The sequence below is a fragment of the Streptomyces sp. NPDC005141 genome, from assembly GCF_053599975.1.
This window is the reverse complement of record NZ_JBSFYW010000014.1, coordinates 138,960-164,488: the sequence shown is the minus strand read 5'-3', so window position 1 is coordinate 164,488 and position 25,529 is coordinate 138,960. Positions and strand designations below refer to the sequence as shown.

The 25,529-nt window shown below is 71.5% G+C and carries 21 protein-coding genes and 1 pseudogene; 8 read left to right on the top strand and 14 right to left on the bottom strand.

Going from position 1 to position 25,529, the window contains the following annotated elements:
* Positions 1–132: 132 nt before the first annotated feature.
* The gene (pyk, locus tag ACWD68_RS14375; RefSeq protein WP_451806734.1) at positions 133–1,569 is read right to left on the bottom strand and encodes a pyruvate kinase; all 1,437 of its coding nucleotides are present in this window, start codon (positions 1,567–1,569) and stop codon (positions 133–135) included.
* Between the two features lie 242 nt (positions 1,570–1,811).
* A complete protein-coding gene (locus ACWD68_RS14370; protein ID WP_451806733.1) occupies positions 1,812–2,558 on the bottom strand; it encodes an SIMPL domain-containing protein in 747 nt (248 codons plus the stop codon).
* A 137-nt stretch (positions 2,559–2,695) separates the two neighbouring features.
* Between ACWD68_RS14370 and ACWD68_RS14365 the strand changes: the two genes are divergently transcribed.
* On the top strand, positions 2,696–4,501 hold the full coding sequence (locus ACWD68_RS14365) for a bifunctional metallophosphatase/5'-nucleotidase (protein ID WP_451806732.1): 1,806 nt from the start codon (positions 2,696–2,698) through the stop codon (positions 4,499–4,501).
* Positions 4,502–4,687: 186 nt separating this feature from the next.
* On the opposite strand, the gene ACWD68_RS14360 is transcribed toward ACWD68_RS14365, so the two are convergent.
* The 5 genes from ACWD68_RS14360 to ACWD68_RS14340 all read right to left on the bottom strand — a co-directional run bounded on the left by ACWD68_RS14360 (position 4,688) and on the right by ACWD68_RS14340 (position 11,735).
* Positions 4,688–6,133, bottom strand: a complete 1,446-nt coding sequence (locus ACWD68_RS14360) for a lysine N(6)-hydroxylase/L-ornithine N(5)-oxygenase family protein (protein ID WP_451806731.1) — start codon at positions 6,131–6,133, stop codon at positions 4,688–4,690.
* Positions 6,130–7,491: a pyridoxal phosphate-dependent decarboxylase family protein gene (locus ACWD68_RS14355; RefSeq protein ID WP_451806730.1), complete on the bottom strand. Its 1,362-nt coding sequence runs from the start codon at positions 7,489–7,491 to the stop codon at positions 6,130–6,132. The genes ACWD68_RS14360 and ACWD68_RS14355 overlap by 4 nt, the downstream gene beginning before the upstream one ends.
* Positions 7,492–7,791: 300 nt before the next feature.
* Positions 7,792–10,284: an aminopeptidase N gene (gene pepN, locus ACWD68_RS14350; RefSeq protein ID WP_451806729.1), complete on the bottom strand. Its 2,493-nt coding sequence runs from the start codon at positions 10,282–10,284 to the stop codon at positions 7,792–7,794.
* A gap of 210 nt (positions 10,285–10,494) precedes the next feature.
* Positions 10,495–10,839, bottom strand: coding sequence for a chorismate mutase (locus ACWD68_RS14345; RefSeq protein ID WP_451806728.1), 345 nt, complete (start codon positions 10,837–10,839; stop codon positions 10,495–10,497).
* A gap of 11 nt (positions 10,840–10,850) precedes the next feature.
* The gene (locus ACWD68_RS14340; protein ID WP_451806727.1) at positions 10,851–11,735 is read right to left on the bottom strand and encodes a helix-turn-helix domain-containing protein; all 885 of its coding nucleotides are present in this window, start codon (positions 11,733–11,735) and stop codon (positions 10,851–10,853) included.
* Positions 11,736–11,831: 96 nt separating this feature from the next.
* Between ACWD68_RS14340 and ACWD68_RS14335 the strand changes: the two genes are divergently transcribed.
* Positions 11,832–13,670 (top strand): glycoside hydrolase family 35 protein, encoded by a 1,839-nt coding sequence (locus ACWD68_RS14335; RefSeq protein WP_451806726.1) that lies wholly within the window; start codon positions 11,832–11,834, stop codon positions 13,668–13,670.
* Positions 13,671–13,789: 119 nt separating this feature from the next.
* Here ACWD68_RS14335 and ACWD68_RS14330 read toward each other — a convergent pair whose 3' ends face one another.
* Together ACWD68_RS14330 and ACWD68_RS14325 are read right to left on the bottom strand one after the other, a co-directional pair.
* Positions 13,790–14,245 carry a GNAT family N-acetyltransferase gene (locus tag ACWD68_RS14330; RefSeq protein ID WP_451806725.1) on the bottom strand — a complete coding sequence of 152 codons (456 nt, stop codon included), beginning with the start codon at positions 14,243–14,245 and terminating at the stop codon, positions 13,790–13,792.
* A 259-nt stretch (positions 14,246–14,504) separates the two neighbouring features.
* Positions 14,505–15,287: a S1 family peptidase gene (locus tag ACWD68_RS14325; protein WP_451806724.1), complete on the bottom strand. Its 783-nt coding sequence runs from the start codon at positions 15,285–15,287 to the stop codon at positions 14,505–14,507.
* Positions 15,288–15,507: 220 nt separating this feature from the next.
* On the opposite strand from ACWD68_RS14325, the gene ACWD68_RS14320 reads away from it, so the two are divergent.
* Complete coding sequence (locus ACWD68_RS14320; protein ID WP_451806723.1) at positions 15,508–16,401, top strand: hypothetical protein; 894 nt, start codon at positions 15,508–15,510, stop codon at positions 16,399–16,401.
* Between the two features lie 124 nt (positions 16,402–16,525).
* Positions 16,526–17,272: an ankyrin repeat domain-containing protein gene (locus ACWD68_RS14315; RefSeq protein ID WP_451806722.1), complete on the top strand. Its 747-nt coding sequence runs from the start codon at positions 16,526–16,528 to the stop codon at positions 17,270–17,272.
* 69 nt (positions 17,273–17,341) lie between these two features.
* On the opposite strand, the gene ACWD68_RS14310 is transcribed toward ACWD68_RS14315, so the two are convergent.
* Both ACWD68_RS14310 and ACWD68_RS14305 read right to left on the bottom strand, forming a co-directional pair.
* Positions 17,342–18,256, bottom strand: a complete 915-nt coding sequence (locus ACWD68_RS14310) for an SDR family oxidoreductase (protein ID WP_451806721.1) — start codon at positions 18,254–18,256, stop codon at positions 17,342–17,344.
* Positions 18,253–19,029: an SDR family oxidoreductase gene (locus ACWD68_RS14305; protein WP_451806720.1), complete on the bottom strand. Its 777-nt coding sequence runs from the start codon at positions 19,027–19,029 to the stop codon at positions 18,253–18,255. Before ACWD68_RS14305 ends, ACWD68_RS14310 begins: the two co-directional genes overlap by 4 nt.
* Positions 19,030–19,129: 100 nt before the next feature.
* Here ACWD68_RS14305 and ACWD68_RS14300 point away from each other — a divergent pair, with 100 nt between their 5' ends.
* The 4 genes and pseudogenes from ACWD68_RS14300 (at position 19,130) to ACWD68_RS14285 (ending at position 22,759) form a co-directional block, all read left to right on the top strand.
* Positions 19,130–19,882: an enoyl-CoA hydratase family protein gene (locus ACWD68_RS14300; protein ID WP_451806719.1), complete on the top strand. Its 753-nt coding sequence runs from the start codon at positions 19,130–19,132 to the stop codon at positions 19,880–19,882.
* Complete coding sequence (locus tag ACWD68_RS14295) at positions 19,879–20,745, top strand: CoA transferase subunit A (RefSeq protein WP_451806718.1); 867 nt, start codon at positions 19,879–19,881, stop codon at positions 20,743–20,745. The genes ACWD68_RS14300 and ACWD68_RS14295 overlap by 4 nt, the downstream gene beginning before the upstream one ends.
* Positions 20,742–21,491 (top strand): annotated as a pseudogene (locus ACWD68_RS14290) (CoA-transferase subunit beta); the annotation flags it as partial. The gene ACWD68_RS14295 and the pseudogene ACWD68_RS14290, both read left to right, overlap by 4 nt.
* Before the next feature lie 173 nt (positions 21,492–21,664).
* Entirely contained in the window at positions 21,665–22,759 is a 1,095-nt protein-coding gene (locus ACWD68_RS14285) for an NAD(P)H-dependent flavin oxidoreductase (RefSeq protein WP_451806717.1), read from the top strand.
* A gap of 32 nt (positions 22,760–22,791) precedes the next feature.
* Here the strand turns inward: ACWD68_RS14285 and ACWD68_RS14280 are convergent, their stop codons facing one another.
* Genes ACWD68_RS14280 through ACWD68_RS14270 form a run of 3 tightly spaced genes read right to left on the bottom strand, consistent with a single transcriptional unit; the run spans position 22,792 to position 25,405 of the window.
* On the bottom strand, positions 22,792–23,949 hold the full coding sequence (locus ACWD68_RS14280; RefSeq protein ID WP_451806716.1) for an acetyl-CoA C-acetyltransferase: 1,158 nt from the start codon (positions 23,947–23,949) through the stop codon (positions 22,792–22,794).
* Positions 23,950–23,980: 31 nt separating this feature from the next.
* Positions 23,981–24,598 carry a TetR/AcrR family transcriptional regulator gene (locus ACWD68_RS14275; protein ID WP_451806715.1) on the bottom strand — a complete coding sequence of 206 codons (618 nt, stop codon included), beginning with the start codon at positions 24,596–24,598 and terminating at the stop codon, positions 23,981–23,983.
* 15 nt (positions 24,599–24,613) lie between these two features.
* A complete protein-coding gene (locus ACWD68_RS14270; RefSeq protein WP_451806714.1) occupies positions 24,614–25,405 on the bottom strand; it encodes an SDR family oxidoreductase in 792 nt (263 codons plus the stop codon).
* Positions 25,406–25,529 lie beyond the last annotated feature (124 nt).

The window sequence follows — 25,529 nt, the reverse complement described above, 5'->3', positions numbered from 1 at the left end:
CGACACGCTGTCCACGGCCCCGATCAGGTGATCAGTCGTCGTACTCATCAGGCTCACTCCTTCGAGGAGGTCAACACCTGATTCATGACACTCCCTCGGCCGGCTCACGAGAGGCCCGTCGGGAGTGTCCCCCTACTTGGGGGCGTCGTCCTCACCGATGTGGTGCACGCGGACGAGGTTGGTGGAGCCGGAGACTCCGGGCGGGGAGCCCGCGGTGATCACGACGATGTCGCCCTTGGCGCAGCGGCCGTACTTCAGGAGGAGTTCGTCGACCTGGTCGACCATGGCGTCGGTGGAGTCGACGTGGGGGCCGAGGAAGGTCTCGACGCCCCAGGTGAGGTTGAGTTGGGAGCGGGTGGCTGGGGTGGGGGTGAAGGCGAGGAGGGGGATCGGGGAGCGGTAGCGGGAGAGGCGGCGGACGGTGTCGCCGGACTGGGTGAAGGCGACGAGGAACTTGGCGCCGAGGAAGTCGCCCATTTCGGCTGCGGCGCGGGCGACGGCGCCGCCTTGGGTGCGGGGTTTGTTGCGGTCGGTCAGTGGGGGCAGTCCCTTGGCGAGGATGTCCTCCTCGGCCGCTTCCACGATGCGGGCCATCGTCTTGACCGTCTCGATGGGGTATTTGCCGACGCTGGTCTCGCCGGAGAGCATGACGGCGTCGGTGCCGTCGATGACGGCGTTGGCGACGTCGGAGGCTTCGGCGCGGGTGGGGCGGGAGTTGTCGATCATCGAGTCGAGCATCTGGGTGGCGACGATGACCGGCTTGGCGTTGCGTTTGGCGAGTTTGATGGCGCGCTTCTGGACGATGGGGACTTGTTCGAGGGGCATTTCGACGCCGAGGTCGCCGCGGGCGACCATGATGCCGTCGAAAGCGGCGACGATGTCGTCGATGTTGTCGACGGCCTGGGGTTTTTCGACTTTGGCGATGACGGGGAGGCGGCGGCCTTCTTCGTCCATGATGCGGTGGACTCCGTCGATGTCCTTGCCGCTTCTGACGAAGGACAGGGCGATGACGTCGAAGCCGGAGCGCAGGGCCCAGCGGAGGTCTTCCTCGTCCTTGTCGGAGAGGGCGGGGACGGAGACGGCGACGCCGGGGAGGTTGAGGCCTTTGTGGTCGGAGACCATGCCGCCTTCGATGACGGTGGTGTGGACGCGGGGGCCGTCGACGGAGGTGACTTCGAGGCAGACTTTGCCGTCGTCGACGAGGATGCGCTCACCGGGTGTGACGTCCTTTGCGAGTCCGTCGTAGGTGGTTCCGCAGGTCTGGCGGTCGCCTTCGGCGCCTTCTTCGACGGTGATGGTGAAGGTGTCTCCGCGTTCAAGGAGTACGGGGCCTTCGGTGAAGCGGCCGAGTCGGATCTTCGGGCCTTGAAGGTCGGCGAGGATGCCGACGCTGCGGCCGGTCTCGTCGGAGGCCTTTCGGACGTGCCGGTAGCGCTCCTCGTGGTCGGCGTGGGTGCCGTGGCTGAGGTTGAAGCGGGCTACGTCCATTCCGGCTTCGACCAGGGCTTTGATCTGGTCGTACGAGTCGGTGGCGGGGCCCAATGTACAGACGATCTTTGCTCGGCGCATGGTTCGAGCCTAGGCCTTACCGGTCGGTAGAGAATTGGTCGCGCATGACTACTCAACAACCTTTGCGTGAAGGGTTATTGACAAGTGTTGAATTGTGCGCGGGGGTGCTCCGATGAGCAGAGGATGGCCCCCGGCGCGCTGGGGCGTACTGTTCCGCCCGGCCTGTGTCCAGTATCCGTCGGGCGGTGGGGTGGGTGCGTGGCAGAGCCGACTGGTGACTTTCCGTAGTGTCTGCTGGGTGGCTAGAGCCGGGGTGGGGCCATGGTGAAGCGGGCGTTGACCTGGGCGTGGACGTGTTGGCGTTGGGGTTCGAGGTCGAGGGGGGCGGGTTCGTCCTCGATGGGGCCGCCGCCGAAGGCGGACTTGCGCGCGGAGCGGGTGGACTGGGCGGCGAGGGCGTAGGGGTGGGTGTCCTCGGCGCCGATGTCGGCGAGTTCGACGAGGGCGGTGAGGGTGGTGTCGAGGGCCTCGGCGTATTCGCGGGCACGTTGGACGGCTTCGCGGACGGCTTGTTGGCGTGCTGTGCGGTGGGCGGGCGAGTCGGGGCGCAGGGCCCACCAGGGACCGTCGACCTGGGTGAGGTCGAGGTCGGCGAGGGCGGTGGTGAGTTCGCCGAGTGCGGTGAAGTCGGTGAGTTCGGCGGTGATGTGGACGTGTCCGTGATAGGTGCGGACGCGTTCTCCGCGGCCGTGGCGGCCGAGTTCGGGGCTGATGGTGAGGGCGCCGGTTTCGAGGCGTTCGACGGCGTCGCCGTAGCTTTTGACGAGGTCGAGGGCAAGGGCGTTGCGGCGGGTGAGGTCGGCGAGGGCTTCGCGGCGGTCTTTGCCGCGGGCGCTGACGGAGATGCCGATGCGGGCGATCTCGGGGTCGACTTCGAGGTGGGCTTCGCCGCGGACGGCGATGCGGGGGGTGTCGGGGGTGCCGTAGGGGACGGCGGGTGGGGTTTCTTGGCCGGCGGGAGCGGCGTCGGGGGCCGTGTCGGGGGTCATACGTCCCACTCTGTCACCGGGCGGGGGGTGTGTGGTGCCGTCAGGTCATCAGATGGAAACCTCCTGGGCCTGTTGCGGGGGCCGGTGTTGGGTCAGAATCTACGCGCGTCGTTGACCTTTCCCGAGGAGTTCCAGACATGCCGTTGAACCGCCGCAAGTTCCTGAAGAAGTCAGCCGTGACGGGTGCGGGGGTGGCGCTCGCGGGTGCGGCCGCGGCTCCGGCGGCGCAGGCCGCTGAGGCGAAGAAGGGTTCCAAGCCGGTGAAGCGGTATGCGCTGACGGTGATGGGCACGACCGATCTGCACGGTCACGTCTTCAACTGGGACTACTTCAAGGACGCGGAGTACTCGGACAAGGCGGGCAACGCGCAGGGTCTGGCGCGGATCTCGACGCTGGTGAACAAGATCCGTGAGGAGAAGGGCCGTTGCAACACGCTGCTGCTCGACGCCGGTGACACGATCCAGGGCACGCCGCTGACGTACTACTACGCGAAGGTGGATCCGATCACCGCCAAGGGTGGTCCGGTGCACCCGATGGCGCAGGCGATGAACGCGATCGGGTATGACGCGGTGGCGCTCGGCAACCACGAGTTCAACTACGGCATCGAGACGCTGCGGAAGTTCGAGTCGCAGTGCCACTTCCCGCTGTTGGGTGCGAACGCGCTGGACGCGAAGACGCTGAAGCCGGCGTTCCCCCCGTACTTCATCAAGAAGTTCCATGTCCATGGTGCGCCGCCGGTGAAGGTGGCGGTGCTGGGTCTGACGAACCCGGGTATCGCGATCTGGGACAAGGCGTATGTGCAGGGCAGGTTGACGTTCCCGGGGCTGGAGGAGCAGGCGGCGAAGTGGGTGCCGAAGCTGCGGTCGATGGGTGCGGACGTGGTGGTCGTGTCGGCGCATTCCGGCTCGTCGGGGACGTCGTCGTACGGTGACCAGTTGCCGTATGTGGAGAACTCGGCGGCGCTGGTGGCTCAGCAGGTGCCGGGGATCGACGCGATCCTGGTGGGTCACGCGCATCTGGAGATCCCGGAGCTGAAGGTCACGAACACGGCGTCGGGGAAGACGGTCGTGCTGTCGGAGCCGCTGGCGTACGCGGAGCGGTTGTCGGTGTTCGACTTCGAGCTGGTCTTCGAGAAGGGGCGCTGGACGGTCGAGTCGGTGGCCGCGTCGGTGCGCAACACGAACTCGGTGGCGGACGACCCGAAGATCACGCGGCTGCTGAAGGACGAGCACGACGTGGTGGTGGCGTACGTCAATCAGGTGGTCGGTACGGCGACGGACACGTTGACGACGGTGGAGGCGCGTTACAAGGACGCTCCGATCATCGATCTGATCACCAAGGTGCAGGAGGACGTGGTCAGGGCGGCGCTGGTGGGGACGCAGTACGCGTCGCTGCCGGTGATCGCGCAGGCGTCGCCGTTCTCGCGGACGTCGGAGATTCCGGCGGGGAATGTGACGATCCGGGATCTGTCGAGTCTGTATGTGTACGACAACACGCTGGTGGCGAAGGTGCTGACGGGTGCGCAGGTGCGGGCGTACCTGGAGTACTCGGCGAACTACTTCGTGCAGACGGCCGCGGGTGCGGTGATCGACACGGAGAAGCTGACGAACGCGAACAACCGTCCGGACTACAACTACGACTATGTGTCGGGGCTGCGATACGACATCGACATCGCGCAGGCGGAGGGTTCGCGGATCAAGAACCTGACGTACAACGGTGCGGCGCTGGCCGATGCGCAGCAGTTCGTGTTCGCGGTGAACAACTACCGCGCCAATGGTGGCGGTGCGTTCCCGCATGTGGCTTCGGCGACCGAGGTGTGGTCGGAGTCGACGGAGATCCGGACGCGGATCGCGGAGTGGGTGACGGCGAAGGGTTCGCTGGATCCGAAGGAGTTCGCGTCGGTGGACTGGAAGCTGACGCGTGACGGTACGCCCGTGTTCTAGGGCAGGCGGGGTTGGGTGACGGCGTCGGCGCGGATTCTCGCGTCGGCGCCGTCGGCGTTCGTGCCTGCGGGGCGGTTGGGGCGGCGGGGCGGTTGGGGCGGCGGGGCGGTTGGGGCGGCGGGGCGTGGCATTTCCGCCTCGCCGGGGTTCAGGCCTGCGGGCCCGTCCTGGCGTCCCGCTGCTTCCTCATCTTCCGTCGACCAGGGGGATGAGGGGAACGAGGGGGGTGAGTGTCCGGGTCTCCTGGGCCTGGCGGGCGGACGGGATGCGGGGGGTCTCTTCCAGGCCGAAGGTGGTGAAGGCCGTTCGGCCGGGGAGTGGGTAGGGGTCTTTGCCGGTGAGGGAGTTGAGGATGGTGGCGCTGCGCCAGGCGGCGAGGCCGAGGTCGGGGGCGCCGACGCCGTGGGTGTGGAGTTCGGCGTTCTGGACGTAGACGCGGCCCGTGACGGAGGGGTCGAGGATGAGGCGGAACTGGTCGTCGATGCAGGGGCGTTGGGCCTTGTCGCGGCGCAGGTAGGGGTCGAGTCCGGTGAGGAGGGGGGCGATGGGGCGTTCGCGGTAGCCGGTGGCGAGGACGACGGCGTCGGTGGTGAGGCGGGTGCGGGTGCCCTGTTGGACGTGTTCGAGGTGGAGTTCGACTTTGGTGGTGGCGACGCGTCCGGCGGTGCGGACGGTGACGGCGGGGGTGAGGACGGCGTCGGGCCAGCCCCCGTGCAGGGTGCGGCGGTAGAGCTCGTCGTGGATGGCGGCGATGGTGTCGGCGTCGATGCCCTTGTGGAGTTGCCATTGGGCGGCGACGAGCCGGTCGCGGACGGGTTCGGTGAGGGCGTGGAAGTAGCGGGTGTAGTCGGGGGTGAAGTGTTCGAGGCCGAGTTTGGAGTACTCCATCGGTGCGAACGCTTCGGTGCGGGCGAGCCAGTGGATGTTCTCGCGTCCGGTGGGGCGGTTGCGCAGGAGGTCGAGGAAGACTTCGGCGCCTGATTGGCCCGCGCCGATGACGGTGATGTGTTCGGCGGTGAGGAACTGCTCGCGGTGCCGGAGGTAGTCGGCGGCGTGGATGACGGGCACGCCGGGGGCTTCGACGAGTGGTTTGAGCGGTTCGGGGATGTGGGGGGCGGTGCCGACGCCGAGGACGATGTTGCGGGTGTAGGTGCGGCCGAGGGCCTGGGCTTCACCGTCGGCGTCGAGCTCGGTGAAGTCGACTTCGAAGAGCTGGTGTTCGGGGTTCCAGCGGACGGCGTCGGCCTGGTGTCCGAAGCGGAGTCCGGGGAGGTTGTCGGCGACCCAGCTGCAGTAGGCGTCGTATTCGGTGCGCTGGATGTGGAAGCGCTCGGCGAAGTAGAACGGGAAGAGGCGGTCGTGGGCCTTGAGGTAGTTGAGGAAGGACCAGGGGCTCTTGGGGTCGGCGAGGGTCACCAGGTCGGCGAGGAAGGGGACTTGGAGGGTGGCGCCGTCGATGAGGAGGCCGGGGTGCCAGTCGAAGCCGGGGCGTTGTTCGTAGAAGACGGTGTCGAGTTCGGTGAGGGGCTGGGCGAGGGCGGCGAGGGAGAGGTTGAAGGGGCCGATGCCGATGCCCACCAGGTCGCGGGGTGTTTCGGCGGCGGGGCGCTGGGGGTGGGGCGTCGGGCTCATCGGGGGGTGTGTCCTTCCACCAGTTTCAGGAGCGTGGCCAGGTCGCCCGGCCGGGTGTGGGGGTTGAGGAGGGTGGCCTTGAGCCAGCGGCGGCCGTCGACGGTGGCGCGGCCGAGGACGGCGCGGCCTTCGTTGAGGAGGGTGCGGCGTACGGCGGCGACGGTGTCGTCGGTGGCGTCGGTGGGCCGGAACAGGACGGTGCTGATGACCGGCCGGTCGTAGAGCTCGAAGCCGGGGTGGGCGGCGGTGAGGTCGGCGAGTTCGTGGGCGTGGGCGCAGACCTGGTCGACGAGGGCGCCGATGCCGTGTCGTCCGAGGGTTTTGAGGGTGACGGCGATCTTGAGGATGTCGGGGCGTCGGGTGGTGCGCAGGGAGCGGCCGAGCAGGTCGGGCAGGCCGGCTTCGGTGTCGTCGTCGGCGTTGAGGTAGTCGGCTCGGTGTCCGAGGGCGGTGAGGTCGGCGGGGTCGCGGACGGCGAGGAGTCCGGCGGCGACGGGCTGCCAGCCGAGTTTGTGCAGGTCGAGGGTGACGGTGTCGGCGCGGGCGAGTCCGTCGAGTCGGGTGCGGTGCCGGTCGCTGAAGAGGAGGCCTCCGCCGTAGGCGGCGTCGATGTGGAGGCGGGCGCCGTGGGTGGCGCAGAGGTCGGCGATGTCGGGCAGTTGGTCGATGAGTCCGGCGTCGGTGGTGCCGGCGGTGGCGGCGACGAGGAGGGGGCCGTGCAGGTCGGTGAGGGCGCTGTCGAGGGCGGCGGGGTCGAGGGTGCCGGCGGGTGCGGGGACGACGACGGGTTCGGGGAGGCCGAGGATCCAGGCGGCGCGGTGGAGGGAGTGGTGGGCGTTGGCCCCGTGGACGAGTTGGACGCTGCCGTGTTTCTCGCGGGCGAGGAGGAGGGCGAGTTGGTTGGACTCGGTGCCGCCGGTGGTGACGAGGGCGTCGCTCTCGGTGCCGTAGACCTCGTGGGCGAGGGTGCGGGTGAGGAGTGCTTCGAGTTCGGAGGCGGCGGGGGCCTGGTCCCAGGAGTCGAGGGAGGGGTTGAGGACGGAGGCGGCGAGGTCGGCGGCGGTGGCGACGGCGAGGGGTGGGCAGTGCAGGTGGGCGGCGCACAGGGGGTCGGCCGGGTCGGCGGCGCCTTCGGCGAGGGCACGTACGAGGGTGTGCAGGGCGTCGTCGCTGCCGTGCTGGGGCAGGAGGTCGCCGGCGGCGTCGCGCAGGCGCCGGGCGACCTCTTCGGGGCCTCCGGCGGGGAGGGGTCCTCCGCGCGCGGCGGTGCCTTGGGTGAGCGCGTCGAGGACGGTGTCGAGCAGGGGCCGCAGTGCGTCGGGGCCTTGGGGGCCTGAGGCGAGGGGCGGCGTGCTCATGGGTGTCCTCCGGTGGACGCGCGGCGGGGTACGTCTCCAGCGTGTACGCGTTTTGGGCAGGTGTGCCCGCCAAGGACAACGATTCGGCCCCCTGTGGGGGTACTGCCGTACGGAGGAAATGTGGGGGCGGGCGGGTGTACCGGGCCCTGTCGCGGGAGTCGTTCGGGGTGGTCGAGTCTGAACGGCCGTGTACGCGAACGCCGGAGAGGCTGGTGATCAGCCTCTCCGGCGTTCGGGGAGCGGGGTTCGGGAAGTGGGCAGTGAGCAGCGGGGGTCGGGCAGGGGCGGGAGCCCCGGGGGCTAGGCCTCCCTCACCCGCAAGGCCCGTGCGAGGTCGTCGAGTTGGTCGGTGAGCTTGCGGCGCAGGGCCGGGATGGGGTCGGCGTCGCCGAGGCAGGCCTCGCCGAGGGCGAGGGTCTCGGGGGCGACGGCGTGGGAGGGGAAGGCCCAGCGGCCGGCGGCTTCGGCGATGGCGGGGCCGCGCCGCCCGGCGACGGCGACGGCGTCGGGCCAGTAGCGCTCGACGTACTCGCGGACGAGGTCGGTCTGTTCGGGCTGCCAGAAGCCCTGGGCGGTGGCGGTGAACAGGTAGTTGGAGAGGTCGTCGGTGGCGAACATCGCGTCCCAGGCGGCGCGCTTGGCTTCCGGGTCGGGCAGTGCGGCGCGGCAGCGGGCCGCGCCTTCCTGGCCGGTGGCGCTGGGGTCCTGGACGAGTTCGGCGTCGATCACGGCGTCGTCGACGGCGCCGAGGACGGAGAGCCGGCCGAGGATGCGCCAGCGCAGCTCGGGGTCGAGCTCCGGGCCGCCGGGGACGGTGCCCTCGGAGAACCAGGCGCTGATGGTGTCGGGGTGGGCGGCGGCGTCGATGAAGTGGCGTACGGCGGTGAGGCGCAGGCCGGGGTGGGAGCCGTCCTCGGTGCGGCGGATGAGGTCGCGGCACAGGGTGGTGAGGGTGGCGAGGGCGGTGGGGCGTTCCTCGGGGCGCAGGAACCGGTCCGCGACGTGGAGGGTCGCGAAGGACAGGACGCCTTGGACGAGGGCGAGGTCGGTCTCGTGCGGCAGGTGGGCGCGGGCGGCTTCGATGTAGGCCATGGCGGGCAGTTCGCCGTCGCGCACGGCGTCGCGCAGGGCGTTCCAGACGACGGCCCGGGTGAGCGGGTCGGGGAGGCCGGAGAGGGCGGCTCGTACGGTCTGGAAGGACTTGTCGTCGAAGCGGACCTTGGCGTAGGAGAGGTCGCCGTCGTTGAGGAGGAGCAGGTCGGGGCGGCGGCCGGGGCGGGGGTCCGCGGGGTCGCTCCGGGGGACGTCGAGTTCGAAGCGGTCGCGCAGGACCAGGCGGTCGCTCTCGCCGGGGACGGTGTCGTAGGCGCCGGCGGCGATGCGGTGGGGGCGGCTGCCCTGGCGGTCGACGGTGAGCTGCCATTGGCCGTCGGCTTCGGCGATCGCGGGCCTGAGGGTGTCGACGCCGGTGGTGCGCAGCCAGGCGTCGGCCCAGGCGTGTACGTCGCGTTCGGTGGCGGAGGCGAGGTTGTCGATGAAGTCGGCGAGGGTGGCGTTGCCGAACTTGTGGCGGGCGAAGTGGGTGTTGATGCCGGCGAGGAAGTCCTTCTCCCCGAGCCAGGCGACGAGTTGGCGCAGTGCGGAGGCGCCCTTGGCGTAGGAGATGCCGTCGAAGTTGAGCATGGCGGACGCGGTGTCGGGGACCGAGTCGGGGTCGGGGGCGACGGGGTGGGTGGAGGGGCGCTGGTCGGCGTCGTAGCCCCAGGACTTGCGGGCGACGCCGAAGTCGACCCAGGTGTCGGTGAAGCGGGTGGCTTCGGTGAGGGTCTGGTAGCCCATGTACTCGGCGAAGGACTCGTTGAGCCAGATGTCGTCCCACCAGCGCAGGGTGACGAGGTCACCGAACCACATGTGGGCCATCTCGTGGGCGATGACCATGGCGCGGGTCTGGCGTTCGGTGTCGGTGACGGCGGAGCGGTAGATGAACTCGTCGCGGAAGGTGACGAGTCCGGGGTTCTCCATGGCGCCGGCGTTGAATTCGGGGACGAACGCCTGGTCGTAGGAGTCGAAGGGGTAGGGCTCGTCGAACTTCTCGTGGTAGCGGTCGTAGCAGGCGCGGGTGATGTCGAGGATCTCGTCTGCGTCGGCGTCGAGGTACGGGGCGAGGGAGCGGCGGCAGTGGAGGCCGAAGGGGAGGCCGCGGTGCTCGGTGCGTACGGAGTGCCAGGGGCCGGCGGCGACGGCGACGAGGTAGGTGGAGACGAGGGGGGTGGGCGCGGCCTTCCAGTGGCCGTGTCCGAGGTGTTCGGTGACGCCGTTGGCGAGGACGGTCCAGCCTTCGGGTGCGGTGACGGACAGCTCGAAGACGGACTTGAGGTCGGGCTGGTCGAAGGCGGCGAAGACGCGCTGGACGTCTTCCATGAAGAGCTGGGTGTAGAGGTAGGTCTCGCCGTCGGTGGGGTCGGTGAAGCGGTGCATGCCCTCCCCGGTGCGGGAGTAGCGCATGGTGGCGTCGACGCGCAGTTCGTGCTCGCCGGCGGTGAGGCCCTTGAGGGGCAGCCGGTTCTCGTCGAGGGTCTCGGGGTCGAGGGGCCGGCCGTCGAGGGTGACGGAGCGCAGTTCGGCGGGCTTCAGCTCGACGAAGGTGTCCGCGTCGGCGCGGGCGGTGAACCGGATGACGGTGAGGGAGTCGAAGGTCTCGTCCCCTCCTGTCACGTCGAGTTCGATCCCGTAGTGGTGGACATCGAGGAGCTTGGCACGGGTCTGCGCTTCGTCGCGCGTCAGTACGGACATGAGCACATGCTGCCCGATGCGGCGGACGGGACACAGAGGTGGTCCGGTATATACGCTTTGTCGCGGCCCGGTCACGGGCTGCGGTCACGGCGTGCGGCTCTGTTCCACGTGGTCGCCGTCCCCTGCTCGGCGGCGTCCAGGGGCGCGGTGTCTCCGGCGGGATCTGTGCGGGAGTGCGGTGCGCAGGATGCCTGCTGCGGCCCGCCGGTGTCACTCCCCCGCTTCGGCCGTGTCGCCGCCCGCGTCGTCGGCGATGCGCTCGTGGTGCCTGATGACCTCGGCGATGATGAAAGTGAGCAGTTTCTCGGCGAAGGCCGGATCGAGCTTGGCGCTCTCGGCGAGGCGGCGCAGCCGGGCGATCTGGTGGGCCTCGCGGGAGGGGTCGGCGGGCGGCAGCTGGTGGGCCGCTTTGAGGTGGCCGACCTGCTGGGTGCATTTGAAGCGTTCGGCGAGCATGTGCACGACGGCGGCGTCGATGTTGTCGATGCTGTCGCGCAGCCGGGCGAGTTCCGTGCTGACGGCGGGATCGACTTCCTGGGGCTTGCTGGTGGTCATGACAGTCAACCCTACGTGGCCCGTGGGGGTTCGATCATGGCCGGATCGTCGGGGTCCGGGACGTGGTCGCTCCCGTCGCCGGGGGCGGTGCGGCGCTGTTGTTCGCGGAAGCGGACGGGGGGTGTGCCGACGCGGCGGGTGAAGAGTCGGGAGAAGTAGGCGGGGTCGTCGTAGCCGACGCGGCGGGCGACGGCGGCGACGGGGAGTTCGGTGGCGGCGAGGAGTTCCTTGGCGTGGCCGAGGCGGATGCCGAGGAGGTAGTCCTTGGGGCTGCGTCCGACGCCGCGGCGGACGGCGGTGCGCAGTGCGGCGGGGGTCATGCCGTGCCGGGTCGCGTGGTCGGCGACGGACATCGGCTTGAACGCGTCGCGGGCGAGGGCCTGGAGGACCTCGTCGCCGTCGGGGGCGAGGTCGGCGCGTGCGCGGCGCAGGGCGACGAGGAGTTCGTGGACGGCGGCGCCGGTCTCGACCTCGAGGAGGGGGTTGCCGCGGCGGGCGGCGCGGGCGATGCGGGCGACGACGGTTCGGGCGCCGGCCGCGTCGGAGAGGGGCACGACGGGCCGGCCGGGTTCGATGTAGCCGAGTTCGGTGTACGTCGCGGTGGCGGGACCGGTGAAGTCGACGAAGCACTCGTCCCAGGCGGGGTCGGGCCCGTAGTGGTGGGGGGTTCCGGGGGTGAGCCAGATCAGGGCGGGTGCGGTGACCGGGTGGTGTCGTCCGTCGGGGGTGCGGTACCAGCCGCTGCCCTCGCTGATCAGGACGGCGACGTGGTGGTCGAGGGTGCGGGGGCCGACGGCGGGCAGTTCGCCGTGCTGGAGGCCGACGCCGAGACAGGCGAGGCCGAGGCGGAGGTGGACGGGGCCGGGGGTGAGGTAGCGCGTCCAGGTCTGGTACATCCGTGTTCGTCCCGCCCGGTCGGTCTCTTCGTTCCGTCCAATCAGCGACGATCTTTGTCCATGGACGCGCCCGCCGCCAGGGGTGATGGTGTGGCCATGAGCGAGTTCGCGGTGGGGGACACCGATTTTCTGCTGGACGGGCGCCCGGTGCGGCTGCTGTCCGGCGCGCTGCACTACTTCCGGGTGCATGAGGAGCAGTGGGCGCACCGGCTGGGGATGCTGCGGGCGCTGGGGCTGAACTGTGTGGAGACGTACGTTCCGTGGAATCTCCATGAGCCGCGTCCGGGCGAGGTGCGGGATGTGGCCGTGCTGGGCCGTTTCCTGGACGCGGCGCGCGCGGCGGGGCTGTGGGCGATCGTGCGGCCGGGTCCGTACATCTGCGCGGAGTGGGACAACGGCGGGCTGCCGTACTGGCTGACGGGGCGGCCGCGGACCCGGGACGCGGAGTATCTGGGGCAGGTGGAGCGCTGGTTCCGGGTGCTGCTGCCGGAGATCGTGTCGCGGCAGATCGACCGCGGCGGTCCGGTGCTGATGGTGCAGGTGGAGAACGAGTACGGCAGTTACGGTTCGGACGCGGTGTACCTGGGGTGGCTGGCGGAGCTGTTGCGCGCCGAGGGGGTGCGCGTTCCGCTGTTCACGTCGGACGGTCCCGAGGATCACATGCTGACGGGCGGCTCGGTGCCCGGCGTCCTGGCGACGGCCAACTTCGGTTCGGGTGCGCGCGAGGCGTTCGCGGTGCTGCGGCGGCATCGGCCCGCCGGGCCGCTGATGTGCATGGAGTTCTGGTGCGGCTGGTTCGGCCACTGGGGCGCCGGTCATGTCGTACGTGATCCGGCGGACGCGGCACGGGAGTTGCGGGAGATCCTGGAGTGCGGGGCGTCGGTCAATCTGTACATGGCGCACGGCGGGACCAGTTTCGCGGGCTGGGCGGGCGCCAACCGGGGTGGTGGCGCGCTGCACGACGGTCCGCTGGAGCCGGACGTCACGTCCTACGACTACGACGCGCCGATCGACGAACTCGGGCGCCCCACCGAGAAGTTCTGGCGTTTCCGGGAGGTTCTCGCCGCGTACGCGGACGGCCCCCTGCCCGATCCGCCGTCGGCGCCCGCCCGGCTGGGCGTCACCGCGCCGGTCGGTCTGCGCGGGTGGGCCTCCGCGGACGCCGTGCTGGAGGCGGTGGGGGGTGTCGCGGCGGAGTACGCCGTGCCTCCGACGTTCGAGGAACTCGGTGTGGACCGGGGGCTGGTCAAGTGCGAGGTGACCGTGCCGGGCCCCCGGCAGCCGTACCCGCTGTCCGTACGGGGGCTGCGGGATCTGGCGGTCGTGTACGTGGACGGGGTGCGGGCGGGGGTGCTCACGGAGGACGAGCCTCGGCTCGGGGAGCCGGTCGCGGGGCACGCGCGGGTGGAGCTGTGGGTGGAGTCGCTCGGGCGGGTCAACTACGGTCCGCGTTCGGGCGAGCCGAAGGGCATCACCGGGGGTGTGCTGCACGAGCGGCAGTATCTGCACGGGGTGCGGGCGCGGGGGCTGCGGCTGGACGCGCTGGACGGGGACGTCGGGCGGGTGCCGTTCGGGGAGCTGCCCGGGGACGGCTCCCCCGGGCTGTACCGCGGCACGGTCGAGGTCTGCGGCGCCGGGGACGCCTTCCTCGAACTCCCGGGCTGGACGCGGGGGTTCGTGTGGATCAACGGGTTCGGTCTGGGCCGCTACTGGTCCGTGGGGCCCCAGCGTTCGCTGTACGTACCCGGCCCGGTCCTGCGTGAGGGCGTCAACGACGTGTGGGTGCTGGAGTTCGAGAAGGCCGGCCGGGCGGTCCCGGACGCCGCGAACGTGTCGGGTGAGCGGGGTGAGGGGCCGGCGGTGCTGTCGCCGCCGGTCCTGCGCAGGCCGGACCCGGCCTCGTCCGCGCCGCGGACGGTGCGGACGCGCGGGTGAACTCGTGGTGCAGCGCGGCCGGTTCGGCCGGGGGGTGGCGGGCGTCCGGTGGGTCTCCGCCGGCCTGCAGGGGGCATTCACCGGGCGTCCGCCGCGCGTCCGGTGGCCGTGAACGCCCCCTACGGCTGTCCACCGGTGAGCGTCTTGTGGAAGTGCACGTCCTGATGTCCGCCCGGGATGCCGTCCGTGCGGCCGGTCTCCCGGTAGCCGTGCCCGCGGTAGAAGTCGGGTGCCTGGAAGGTGAACGAGGAGACGATCATCTCGGCGCAGCCGCGCCGGACGCTCTCCTCCTCGGCCGCCCGGAGCAGTTTGCCGCCCCAGCCCGCGTGCCGCTGGTCGGCCCGTACCCACAGCATGTCGACGGCGCAGCAGCTGCCCCACACCCAGGCGGTGAGTCCGCCGACGAGTTCTCCGTCGGCGTCGGTCACCCGGACCGAGAGCGGCTCGGGTTCACCGGCGCCGGTCGCCGTCGCGTTGAAGGCGGTGAGTTCGTCGTCGAGGCGCTGTTGCAGGGCGGCGTCCTTGGCGCCGATCTGCAACGACGCGGGAACGGGCTGGTGGTGTCGGCTGGTCATGGCGGCGAGTATGCCAACGCCGCGGCCGGGTGCCGAACGCATTTTCCCGCCCGGCCGCTCTCCCCGTGCGCGGTGCACGCTCCCCGGTACGCGGCCCACCCGCTCCCCCGCGGGTGCCCGCGCCCTCCCGGGGGCGACACCGCGCGGCGGTCGCCCGCGACCGGGATCACGGGCGCCGCGCGTACTGCTGGTGCTAGTGGCGCTGGTGGTGGTGCTGGTGGTGCTGGTGGTGCTGGTGCAGGCGGAACGTCCGGCGGTGTCAGAGCCCGGCGGCGGCCCTGGCTATGTCGGCCGCGAAGGTCGAGACCTCGCTGTACACGCCGGGGTATCCGGGCTCCGCACACCCCTGGCCCCAGCTGACGATCCCGACCTGGATGTAGGCGCCCGTGTCGTCCTTGCGGAACATGGGTCCACCGGAGTCGCCCTGACAGGTGTCGACGCCGCCCTGGGCGACGAATCCGGCGCAGATCTCGTCACCGGGGACGAGATCACTGCCGTACGCCTGCTTGCAGGTGGCGTCGTCGACGAACGGGACGGTGGCCTTGAGCAGGTAGCGCTGCTGTCCGCCGCCCTCGCGGGTGGCACCCCAGCCGGCCACGGTGAAGTTGCCGTTGTTGTAGGCGGTGCTGGTGGCGATCTTCAGGGTGGGCTGCTCGACGGGCCTGGCGAGCTTGATGAGGGCCCAGTCCTTGCCCTTGCCGTTGTAGCCGGGTGCCTGGAGCACCTTCGTCGACTTGACCTTGACGGCGCTGCTGCTCTGCAGGTCCACGACGCCGGTGGTGGCGGTGATGGAGGTGTTGGTGCCGGAGCCGTTCACGCAGTGCGCGGCGGTCAGGACGATGCTCTTGGTGTAGAGGGCTCCGCCGCAGCCCATGGAGAGGCGGACCATGAACGGGAACTCGCCCTGCGCGGCGCGCGTGCCGCCGACGACGGGAGCGGGTGCCGCATGCGCGGTCAGCGGCTGGAGGGACACGGCGGCGAGGGCGACGGCGCCGACGGTGAGCAGTCTTCTGATGACGCCGTACTTCTTGAGAGACTTCAACGCGCTTCCTTTCGTGGGGGGTTGTCCGCACGGCAGACGCACAGAAACACTTCATGGCATGCTCCTGCCAAGCTGGAGGGGATTATGAGGACCGGCCGCCGGAGCGGGCAAGAGCCGTATTCCGGCCAGACACCGTCCCGCCCGGGCCCGCACCCCCCGCCGCCGGGAGGAACCCCGCCTACAGTGGAGAGGAGTTCCGGCGTCTTCTGGGGGTGCGGACGTGGCGAACGGCGGACCCGTCGAGCACGGCTACCCGCATCTGGACACGGTGCGGGCGTCGATCACCGCGCTCTACAAACGGCTCTCGTACGACACCATCCACACCTTCGCGACCAGCCTCGCCCCCGCCGACGTGGCCTTCGCCGACAGCGACGACCTGCATCTGGGCGCCCAGCGCGTGGCCCGCGAGATGGTGCGGCACTACCGGCTGCCGGACGCCCGGATGATCGTCGGCTTCCGTGAGATGACCCACGCGGCCCACGTCGAACTCGCCGCGGGTCCCGAGTACTTCATCGAGCTCAACGACCGCTTCCGCACCCACCGCAGGGACATCGGCGCCGCCCTCGCCCACGAGGTGATGCACGTCTATCTGCACCGCCTCGACCTCTCGTTCCCCGGCACCCGCGACACCGAGATCCTCACCGACACCGCCGCGGCCTACCTCGGCGCGGGCTGGCTCCTGCTCGACGCGTACCGCGAGGACGCCGCGTCCTCGCAGAAGTTCGGCTATCTGACACCCGAGGAGTTCGGATACGTCCTCGCCAAACGCGCCCTGGTCTTCGGCGAGGACCCCTCGGTGTGGTTCACCAGCCCGCAGGCGTACACCGCGTACGCCAAGGGCATGGCCCGGGCCCGTCGCGACGAGCAGCAGCCTCCGCTGACCGCCGCGGGCTGGGCGGGCCGCCGCCGCTATGCCAGGGACCGCCGCCACGCCCAGGACCACGGCACCCCCGACGGCTCCGGCGTCCCCTACGCCTTCGCGCCCGACGACCGCGGCCCGCTGCGCGTCTCCTTCCCGTGCCCGACCTGCCACCAGCGCATCAGGGTGCCGGTGCGCGGCCGGGTACGAGCACGGTGCGCGCTGTGCCGGACGGTACTGGAGTGCGACACCTAGCGGACGGGCCGTGTGCGGCCCGCGGGCGTCCTGTGGGCAGGGATGACACCCGAGGGCCGGGAGGTGAGGCAGAACACCCCAAAAGTCTTTGCCTCGCGTGTCCTTGGCGAGCGAGGGTCGAAGGATGAGCACGAACGACCCCGCCGCACGACTCTTCCCCGCCCTGTACGAGGGGGACGAGGACGCGGTCGTACGGCTGCTGCGCGCCGGGGTGAGCGCCGAGGCGGTGGACGAGGACGGCCAGAGCGCCCTGTACCTGGCGGCGGTGAGCGACCGGCCCGGCGTCGTACGGCTGCTGCTGGCCTGCGGCGCACAGCCCGACCGCCTCAGCCTGGGCACCGACGCCCCCCTGTGCGGTGCGGCGTGCGGCGGGCACACGGAGGTGGTCCGCGTCCTGCTCTCGGCCGGCGCCGACCCGGACATCGTGGAGGCGTTCGGATTCACGGCCCTGACCTGGGCCCTGCGGCGGGGCCACACCGCCGTGACGGAGGCGCTCCTCGGGGCGGGCGCGGATCCCGACCGGCCCGGACCGACGGGCGAGCCCCCGCTGGTGACGGCCGCCCACCGGGGATCCGCCGGCTGCGTCCGGGCCCTGCTGACGCACGGGGCGGGCGCGCGGGCCGAGGCGCTGGCGGAGGCCCGCCGCCTGCTCGGCGTCGGCATCGAGGCGGAGCTGGCGGCGGGCCTGGCCCGCACGCACGGCCCCGGCCACCCCTCGGAGACCCACCGCCATCCGTCCCCCGAGGGCATCACCGTCGAGGTCCGGCTCCTCGACGCCGAGGGCCGCCCTTTCGCCGGCGACGACCTCCAGAGCGGCCACGCGGAGATCACCGCCCTGCTGGAACGCGCCCTGCGGAGCACGGGGCGCTGATCCTTCGCCGGACCCGGACGTGGCGGGCCCAGCCCGCATCGGCCACCGGGCCCGGACAGGCGGGGCGCCCTACCGGGTTCCGTACACCGCCCCCGGAGTCTCCGCCTCCGTCAGGAGCTTGCGGACCGCTCCGCCGGCCTCCGCCGGGCTCCACCGGGCCCCCTTGTCGGCGCTCGGACCCGGCCGCCAGCCCTCCATCACGGTGATCCGGCCGCCCTCGGTCTCGAAGACGCGGCCGGTGACCCCGGCGCTCGCGGCCGATCCGAGCCAGACGACCAGCGGCGAGACATTGCCGGGGGCCATGGCGTCGAAGCCGCTGCCGGGAGCGGTCATGGTGTCGGCGAAGGTCCGCTCGGTCATCCGGGTGCGGGCGGCCGGGGCGATGGCGTTGACCTGGACTCCGTAGCGTCCCATCTCGGCCGCCGCGACCAGCGTCAGCCCGACGATGCCGGCCTTGGCGGCGCTGTAGTTGCCCTGCCCGACCGACCCCAGCAGGCCCGCTCCGCTGCTGGTGTTGACGACCCGGGCGCCGGGTGCGCGGCCCGCCTTCGCCTGCGCCCGCCAGTGCGCCGCCGCGTGCTTGAGCGGCAGGAAGTGCCCCTTCAGATGGACCCGCATCACCGCGTCCCAGTCGTCCTCGTCGAGGTTGACCAGCATCCGGTCACGCAGGAACCCGGCGTTGTTGACCAGCGTGTCGAGCCGCCCGTACGTCTCCAGGGCCGTGCGGACGAGGGACGCGGCGCCCTCGGTCGTCGCGATGTCGCCGCCGTGGGCCACGGCTTCGCCGCCCGCCGCGCGGATCTCCTCGGCAACCCGCCGGGCCGGGCTGTCCGGTCCGGGGGTGCCGTCGAGGCCGACGCCGAGGTCGTTCACCACGAGCAGGGCGCCCTCGGCGGCGTACGCCAGCGCGTGCGCCCTGCCGAGCCCGCGGCCCGCGCCCGTGACGATCACGACCCGCCCCTCACACAGCAATCGTGCGCTCATCCCGCGTCTCCCTGCTGGTCCTTGTTGGCGGTGGCGGCGTCGAGGAAGGCGGGCCGCTCCCCGCCTCCATGGACGAGGATCGAGGCGCCGCTGATGTACGCGGCGGCGTCCGAGGCGAGGAAGACGGCGGCCCCGCCGACGTCGGACGGCTGGGCGAGGCGGCCCAGCGGGACGGTGCGGGCGACGGCGGCGACGCCGTCCTCACCGCCGTAGTGCAGATGGGCCAGTTCGGTGCGGACCATGCCGACGACCAGGGTGTTGACCCGGATCTCCGGGGCCCACTCGACGGCCATCGAACGGGCCAGGTTCTCCAGTCCCGCCTTGGCCGCTCCGTAGGCCGCCGAGCCGGGCGAGGGGCGCGACCCGCTCACGCTGCCGATCATCACGATCGAGCCCCGGGTCCGCCTGAGGTGGTCGTACGCGGCGATCGACGCGGTGAGCGGGGCGGTGAGGTTGAGCTCGATCACGCGGGCGTGCCGCTCGGCGTCCGCCTCGGCGAGGGGCCGGTAGGGGGCGCCGCCCGCGTTGTTGACCAGGACGTCGAGCCGGGGCAGGGCGTCGAAGAAGCCTCGCACGGCGGCCGGGTCCCGCAGGTCGACGGGGACGAAATCGACGTTTTCCAGGGGGACTTCGGGCGGTCGGCGGGCGCAGACCACGACCTGCGCGCCCGCCCGCACGAAGGCGCGCGCGACACCGGCCCCGACCCCGCGGGTGCCGCCGGTGACGACGACGGTCCGGCCGCCGAGGTCCGCGGCGGCGCCTCGGCGATCCATGGTGTCCATGTTGTCCACAGGGCCTCCCGCGCGGCTGCGATCACTGCTAGCTTCGCATCACACCTAACAAACGTTTGGTGGAAAGGTAGCTGATGTGCCCATGGGTGTCTCCACCTCGTCCCCGGAAAAGGGGATTTCCGTCGTCACGGTCGACTACCCGCCGGTGAACGCCCTGCCGGTGCGGGGCTGGTTCGACCTCGCCGACGCCGTGCGCGCGGCCGGCCGCGATCCAGGGATCCGCTGCGTCGTCCTGACCGCCGAGGGGCGCGGCTTCAACGCGGGCGTCGACATCAAGGAGATGCAGCGCGACACCACCGGTCACGGCGCGCTGATCGGTGCCAACCGAGGCTGCTCCGAGGCCTTCGCCGCGGTGTACGAGTGCGAGGTCCCCATCGTCGCGGCGGTGCACGGCTTCTGCCTGGGCGGCGGCATCGGGCTCGTGGGGAACGCGGACGCGATCGTGGCGAGCGAGGACGCCACCTTCGGCCTGCCCGAGCTGGACCGCGGCGCGCTCGGCGCGGCCACGCATCTGGCCCGTCTCGTCCCGCAGCACCTGATGCGCGCCCTGTACTACACCTCGCGCACGGCGACCGCGGCCGAGCTGCACACGCACGGCTCGGTGTGGAGGGTCGTGCCGCGCGGGGAACTGCGCCCGGCCGCGCTGGAACTGGCGCGCGAGATAGCCGCCAAGGACGGGCATCTCATCCGGCTGGCCAAGGCCGCCATCAACGGCATCGATCCCGTCGACGTGCGCCGCAGCTACCGCTTCGAGCAGGGCTTCACCTTCGAGGCCAATCTCAGCGGGATCGCCGACCGCGTCCGCGACACCTTCGGCAAGGAGGCCCACCGGTGAGCGACAAGACCATGTCGGCACAGGACGTCGTCGGCCGGCTGGAGAGCGGGATGACCCTCGGCATCGGCGGCTGGGGCTCGCGCCGTAAACCGATGGCCCTGGTCAGAGCGCTGCTCCGCACCGGGATCACCGATCTCACCGTCGTCGCGTACGGCGGCCCGGACGTCGGCCTGCTCGCCGCCGCCGGACGGATCCGCACCCTGGTCACCGCTTTCGCGACCCTCGACTCCATCCCGCTCGAACCGCACTACCGGGCGGCCCGTGAGCGCGGCGCGTTCGAGCTGATGGAGGTCGACGAGGCGATGTTCATGTGGGGGCTGCACGCCGCGGCGAACAGGCTGCCGTTCCTCCCGGTGCGGGCGGGGATCGGCTCGGACGTGATGCGGGTCAACCCGAGCCTGCGGACGGTCACCTCGCCCTATCCCGACGCGGCCTCGGGGGCACGGGAGGAGCTCGTCGCCATGCCCGCCCTGCGCCTGGACGCGGCCCTGGTCCACATGAACCGGGCGGACCGCGCGGGCAACGGCCAGTACCTGGGCCCGGACCCGTACTTCGACGACCTGTTCTGCGAGGCCGCGGACACGGCGTACGTCTCCTGCGAGCGGATCGTCGACACGGCGGAGCTGACCAAGGAGGCCGCGCCGCAGACCCTGCTGCTCCAGCGGTCGGCCGTCACGGGCGTGGTGGAGACGCCGAACGGCGCGCACTTCACCTCGTGCGTCCCGGACTACGGACGGGACGAGGCCTTCCAGAAGCTGTACGCCACCACGCCGTACCCCGAGTTCGCCGAGCGCTTCCTCGGCGGCGACGAACACGCCTACCAGAGCGCCGTCCAGGCCTGGCGGAAGGAGCGGGACCAGTGACCGCCGGTCGAACCGATCACGGCGTGGGCGTCTCCCGGGCCGAGTACTGCGTGATCGCCTGTGCCGAGGCCTGGCGGGACAACGGCGAGGTGCTCGCCAGCCCCATGGGCCTGATCCCGTCCCTCGGTGCCCGGCTGGCCCGGCGCACCTTCTCGCCGGACCTGCTGCTGACCGACGGCGAGGCGCTGCTCGTCGGCCTCGACGGGACCACCGAGGGCTGGCTGCCGTACCGCAGACATCTGACGGCGGTGACCGGCGGGCGTCGGCACGTGATGATGGGCGCGAGCCAGATCGACCGTTTCGGCAACCAGAACATCTCCTGTGTCGGCGACTGGTCCCGGCCCCGGCGCCAGCTGCTGGGTGTGCGCGGGGCCCCGGTCAACACCCTGAACAATCCGACCAGTTACTGGATCCCGAAGCACTCTCCGCGCGTCTTCGTGGAGCGGGTCGACATGGTGTGCGGGGTGGGGTACGACCGGGCCGCCGCCGCGGGCCCGAGCGCCACCCGCTTCCATCGCCTCCCCCGGGTGGTGACCGACCTCGCCGTCCTCGACTTCGCGACGCCCGGCCACTCGATGCGGCTGGCCTCGGTCCACCCGGGTGTCACTCCCGGGCAGGTCCGGGAGGCCACGGGGTTCGAGCTGACGATCCCGGACGAGGTCCCGTTCACCCGCGAACCGACGGTGGAGGAGCTGGAGTTGATCCGCGCGGTGCTCGACCCGAAGAGCCTGCGAGATCGGGAGGTGCCCGACCCGGGGAGCGGCACGGGGGCCCGGGAGACATCCGGCGGGAACGGCGCCGGACGAGACCGGAAGCCTCCTGGCGGGACGAGCGCCGCACGGGACCCTGAGGCATCCCGCGGAGACAGGCGTACTCGGGACCTGGGCTTCCCCGGCGGTCAGGGTGGGGGCGGGCGCTGATGGAGACCGCGCTGACCGGGCTCGTCGGGGTCAGGCATCCCATCGTGCAGACCGGCATGGGCTGGGTGGCCGGGCCCCGCCTGGTCTCGGCGACGGCGAACGCGGGTGCGCTGGGCATCCTGGCCTCCGCGACGATGACCCTCGACCAGCTCCGCGACGCCGTGCGGGAGGTCAGGTCCCGTACGGACCGGCCCTTCGGCGTGAATCTGCGCGCCGACGCCGGGGACGCCGGCGACCGGGTGCGGATCATCGTCGACGAGGGCGTGCGCGTCGCGTCGTTCGCGCTCGCCCCCTCCCGCGAGCTGATCGCCGAGCTGAAGGAGGCGGGCGTGCTCGTGGTGCCGTCCGTCGGCGCCCGGCGGCACGCCGAGAAGGTGGCCGCCTGGGGCGCCGACGCGGTGATCGTGCAGGGCGGCGAGGGCGGCGGCCACACCGGAGAGGTGGCGACGAGCGTGCTGCTGCCCCAGGTGGTGGACGCCGTGGACATCCCGGTGGTGGCGGCGGGCGGCTTCCACGACGGGCGGGGGCTGGTGGCGGCGCTCGCTTACGGGGCGGCGGGCATCGCGATGGGCACGCGTTTCCTGCTGACCTCCGACTCGACCGTCCCCGACGCCGTGAAGGCGCGGTATCTGGCGGCGACGGTCAAGGACGTCACGCTGACGACTGCCGTCGACGGGCTGCCGCACCGCATGCTGCGCAGTGAGCTCGTCGACGCGATGGAGCGGGCTGGCCGCACGCGGGCCCTCGTCCGGGCCGTGCGCCGCGCGGCCGGGTTCCGGCGGATCTCCGGCCTCTCCTGGTCCGGGATGATCCGCGACGGCCTCGCCATGAGACACGGCAGGGACCTGTCCTGGAGTCAGGTCCTGCTCGCCGCCAACACGCCGATGCTCCTCAAGTCGTCGATGGTGGACGGCCGGACGGATCTCGGGGTGATGGCGTCGGGGCAGGTCGCCGGGGTGATCGACGATCTGCCGTCGTGCGCGGAGCTGGTCGATCGGGTGATGGCACAGGCCCGCGCGACTCTCGACGCCCTTCCCCGCACCGGCGACCGGGCCCTCGCGGCAGGGGACGCCCCTGCCGGCCCGGACGGGTGAGCGCCCGGGGGCAGGGGGTGGACGCCAACTCCTCAGAGCCGCTCGATGATCGTCACGTTCGCCTGTCCGCCGCCCTCGCACATCGTCTGGAGTCCGAACCGGCCGCCCGTGCGCTCCAGTTCGTGCAGCAGGGTCGTCATCAGCCGCACGCCGGTGGCGCCGAGCGGGTGGCCGAGGGCGATCGCGCCGCCGTTGACGTTGACCTTCTCCGGGTCGGCGCCGGTCTCCTTGAGCCAGGCGAGGACGACCGGGGCGAACGCCTCGTTGATCTCGACGAGATCGATGTCGCCGATGGACATGCCGGTCTTCTTCAGGGCGTACGCCGTGGCCGGGATGGGGGCCGAGAGCATCCGGATGGGGTCCTCGCCGCGCACCGAGAGGTGGTGCACGCGGGCACGGGGGGTCAGGCCGTGTTCGGTGACCGCCCGCTCGGAGGCGAGCAGCATCGCGGCGGCTCCGTCGGAGACCTGGGAGGAGCAGGCGGCGGTGATGGTGCCGCCCTCGACGACCGGGTTCAGGCCCGCCATCTTCTCCAGTGAGGTGTCCCGGCGCGGGCCCCCGTCGACCGTGACCTCGCCGTGGGCGACGATCTCGCGTGCGAAGCGGCCCTCGTCGATGGCGCGGATGGCCCGCCGGTGGGAGCGGAGGGCGAACTCCTCCTGGTCGCGGCGGCTGATGCCCCACTTGGCGGCGATCAGTTCGGCGCCGTGGAACTGGTTGACGGGCTGGTCGCCGTAGCGTGCCCGCCAGCCCTCGCTGCCCGCGAAGGGTCCCTCGGTGAGGCCGAGCGGTTCGGCGGCCCGGCGGGAGGCGAAGGCGATGGGGATCTGGCTCATGTTCTGCACGCCGCCGGCGACGACCAGGTCCTGGGTGCCGGACAGGACACCCTGGGCGGCGAAGTGCACGGCCTGCTGGGAGGACCCGCACTGCCGGTCGACGGTGACTCCCGGTACTTCCTCGGGCAGCCCGGCCGCGAGCCAGCTGGTGCGGGCGATGTCCCCGGCCTGCGGCCCGACCGTGTCCAGGCAGCCGAAGACGACGTCCTCGACGGCCGCCGGGTCCACGCCGGACCGTTCGACCAGCGCCGTGAGCACCCGCGCGCCGAGGTCGGCCGGGTGGACCCCGCTCAGCCCTCCCCCGCGCCGCCCGACGGGCGTGCGGACCGCTTCGACGATGTAGGCCTCGGCCATGACGACTCCCTCGCGGACGTGAGTGTTTCGCTTACGGCTCCTCGCGGACGGAGATGCCGTCGAGCACCATCGACAGGTACTGCCGGGCGATCTCCTCCGGGCTGTGCTGACCGCCGGGCCGGTACCAGGAGGCGGCGACCCACACGGTGTCGCGCACGAACCGGTAGGTGAGCCGGATGTCGAGGTCGGCCCGGAAGACCTCGGCGTCGACACCGCGTTCCAGTGTGCTCAGCCACGCCTTCTCGAAGTTGCGCTGCGAGTCGGCGAGGAAGGCGAAGCGCTGCTGTGCGGCGAGGTGCCGGGCTTCCTTCTGGTAGATCGCGACGGCCGCGCGGTGCCGGTCGATCTCCCGGAAGGACTCGGTGACCAGGGCCTCCAGAGTCTCCCGGGGGCCCAGTTCGGCTTCCAGGACGGTGTCGTAGCCGTCCCAGAGCTCGTCGAGGAAGGTCCGCAGGATCTCCTCCAGCATCGATTCCTTGGAGTCGAAGTGGTAGTAGAGACTGCCCGCGAGCATCCCGGCCTCGTCCGCGATCTTGCGTACGGTGGTGGCGTTGTAGCCCTGCTCGGCGAACACCTCGGCGGCCGTGCCGAGCAGTTCGCGGCGGCGCTCCGGAGTGGCGGTCACCTGGGGCTTCTTCTTGGTAGGCACACGGTCATTGTCGTCCTATGCGTGCTGGCTGCTCACGGACACGACCTCGCCGGTCAGATACGAGGAGTAGCCGGACGCGAGGAACACGATCACGTTGGCCACCTCCCAGGGCTCGGCGTACCGGCCGAAGGCCTCGCGGGCGGTCAGTTCCTCCAGCAGTTCGGGGGTGGTCACCTTCACCAGGTGCGGGTGCATGGCGAGGCTGGGCGAGACGGCGTTGACCCGCACCCCGTAGGCGGCGGCCTCGATCGCGGCGCACCGGGTGAGGGCCATGACCCCGGCCTTCGCGGCGGCGTAGTGGGCCTGCCCGGACTGGGCCCGCCAGCCGACGACGGAGGCGTTGTTGACGACGACTCCGCCGCCGCCGCGCTCCTTGAGCCGCCGCAGCGCGGCCCGGGTGCACCGGAAGGTGCCGTTCAGTGTCACGTCGAGGACCTTCGACCACTGTTCGTCGGTCATGTCGACGAGGGGTGAGGTTCCGCCGAGACCCGCGTTGTTGACGACGATGTCCAGTCGGCCGTGGACCTCGGCGGCGGTGTCGAAGAGGGCCTGGACCTGGTCCTCGTCGGTGACGTCGCAGGGCAGTGCGGCGACCGCCGCGGCGCCGAACTCCCCGGCCAGGGTCCCGGCGGTCTCCTTGAGCCGGCGGGCGTGCGCGTCGCTGATCAGCACGCGGGCGCCCTCCTCCAGGAACCGGCGGGCCGTGGCCCCGCCGATGCCCGCGCCGGCGGCGGCGGTGATGACGGCGGTGCGGCCCTTCAGCAGCCCGTGCCCCGGTATGTACGCCGGACTCTCGACGTCGCTCATGACCCCAAGCTAACCTACCAAACACTTGTTAGGGAAGCTTGGAGTCACCCCGAAGCCCCACGCCGAAGCCCCCGGAGGCCACCGCCGACCCGGGGCACACCGCCTCCGGAGCCCACCGCCGAAA

Excerpts from the sequence above, each read along its gene's own strand:
- pyk (WP_451806734.1), bottom strand. The coding sequence starts at position 1,569 with ATGCGCCGAGCAAAGATCGTCTGTACATTGGGCCCCGCCACCGACTCG.
- ACWD68_RS14370 (WP_451806733.1), bottom strand. The coding sequence starts at position 2,558 with ATGACCCCCGACACGGCCCCCGACGCCGCTCCCGCCGGCCAAGAAACC.
- ACWD68_RS14365 (WP_451806732.1), top strand. The coding sequence starts at position 2,696 with ATGCCGTTGAACCGCCGCAAGTTCCTGAAGAAGTCAGCCGTGACGGGT.
- ACWD68_RS14360 (WP_451806731.1), bottom strand. The coding sequence starts at position 6,133 with ATGAGCCCGACGCCCCACCCCCAGCGCCCCGCCGCCGAAACACCCCGC.
- ACWD68_RS14355 (WP_451806730.1), bottom strand. The coding sequence starts at position 7,491 with ATGAGCACGCCGCCCCTCGCCTCAGGCCCCCAAGGCCCCGACGCACTG.
- pepN (WP_451806729.1), bottom strand. The coding sequence starts at position 10,284 with ATGTCCGTACTGACGCGCGACGAAGCGCAGACCCGTGCCAAGCTCCTC.
- ACWD68_RS14345 (WP_451806728.1), bottom strand. The coding sequence starts at position 10,839 with ATGACCACCAGCAAGCCCCAGGAAGTCGATCCCGCCGTCAGCACGGAA.
- ACWD68_RS14340 (WP_451806727.1), bottom strand. The coding sequence starts at position 11,735 with ATGTACCAGACCTGGACGCGCTACCTCACCCCCGGCCCCGTCCACCTC.
- ACWD68_RS14335 (WP_451806726.1), top strand. The coding sequence starts at position 11,832 with ATGAGCGAGTTCGCGGTGGGGGACACCGATTTTCTGCTGGACGGGCGC.
- ACWD68_RS14330 (WP_451806725.1), bottom strand. The coding sequence starts at position 14,245 with ATGACCAGCCGACACCACCAGCCCGTTCCCGCGTCGTTGCAGATCGGC.
- ACWD68_RS14315 (WP_451806722.1), top strand. The coding sequence starts at position 16,526 with ATGAGCACGAACGACCCCGCCGCACGACTCTTCCCCGCCCTGTACGAG.
- ACWD68_RS14310 (WP_451806721.1), bottom strand. The coding sequence starts at position 18,256 with ATGAGCGCACGATTGCTGTGTGAGGGGCGGGTCGTGATCGTCACGGGC.
- ACWD68_RS14305 (WP_451806720.1), bottom strand. The coding sequence starts at position 19,029 with ATGGATCGCCGAGGCGCCGCCGCGGACCTCGGCGGCCGGACCGTCGTC.
- ACWD68_RS14300 (WP_451806719.1), top strand. The coding sequence starts at position 19,130 with ATGGGTGTCTCCACCTCGTCCCCGGAAAAGGGGATTTCCGTCGTCACG.
- ACWD68_RS14285 (WP_451806717.1), top strand. The coding sequence starts at position 21,665 with ATGGAGACCGCGCTGACCGGGCTCGTCGGGGTCAGGCATCCCATCGTG.
- ACWD68_RS14280 (WP_451806716.1), bottom strand. The coding sequence starts at position 23,949 with ATGGCCGAGGCCTACATCGTCGAAGCGGTCCGCACGCCCGTCGGGCGG.
- ACWD68_RS14270 (WP_451806714.1), bottom strand. The coding sequence starts at position 25,405 with ATGAGCGACGTCGAGAGTCCGGCGTACATACCGGGGCACGGGCTGCTG.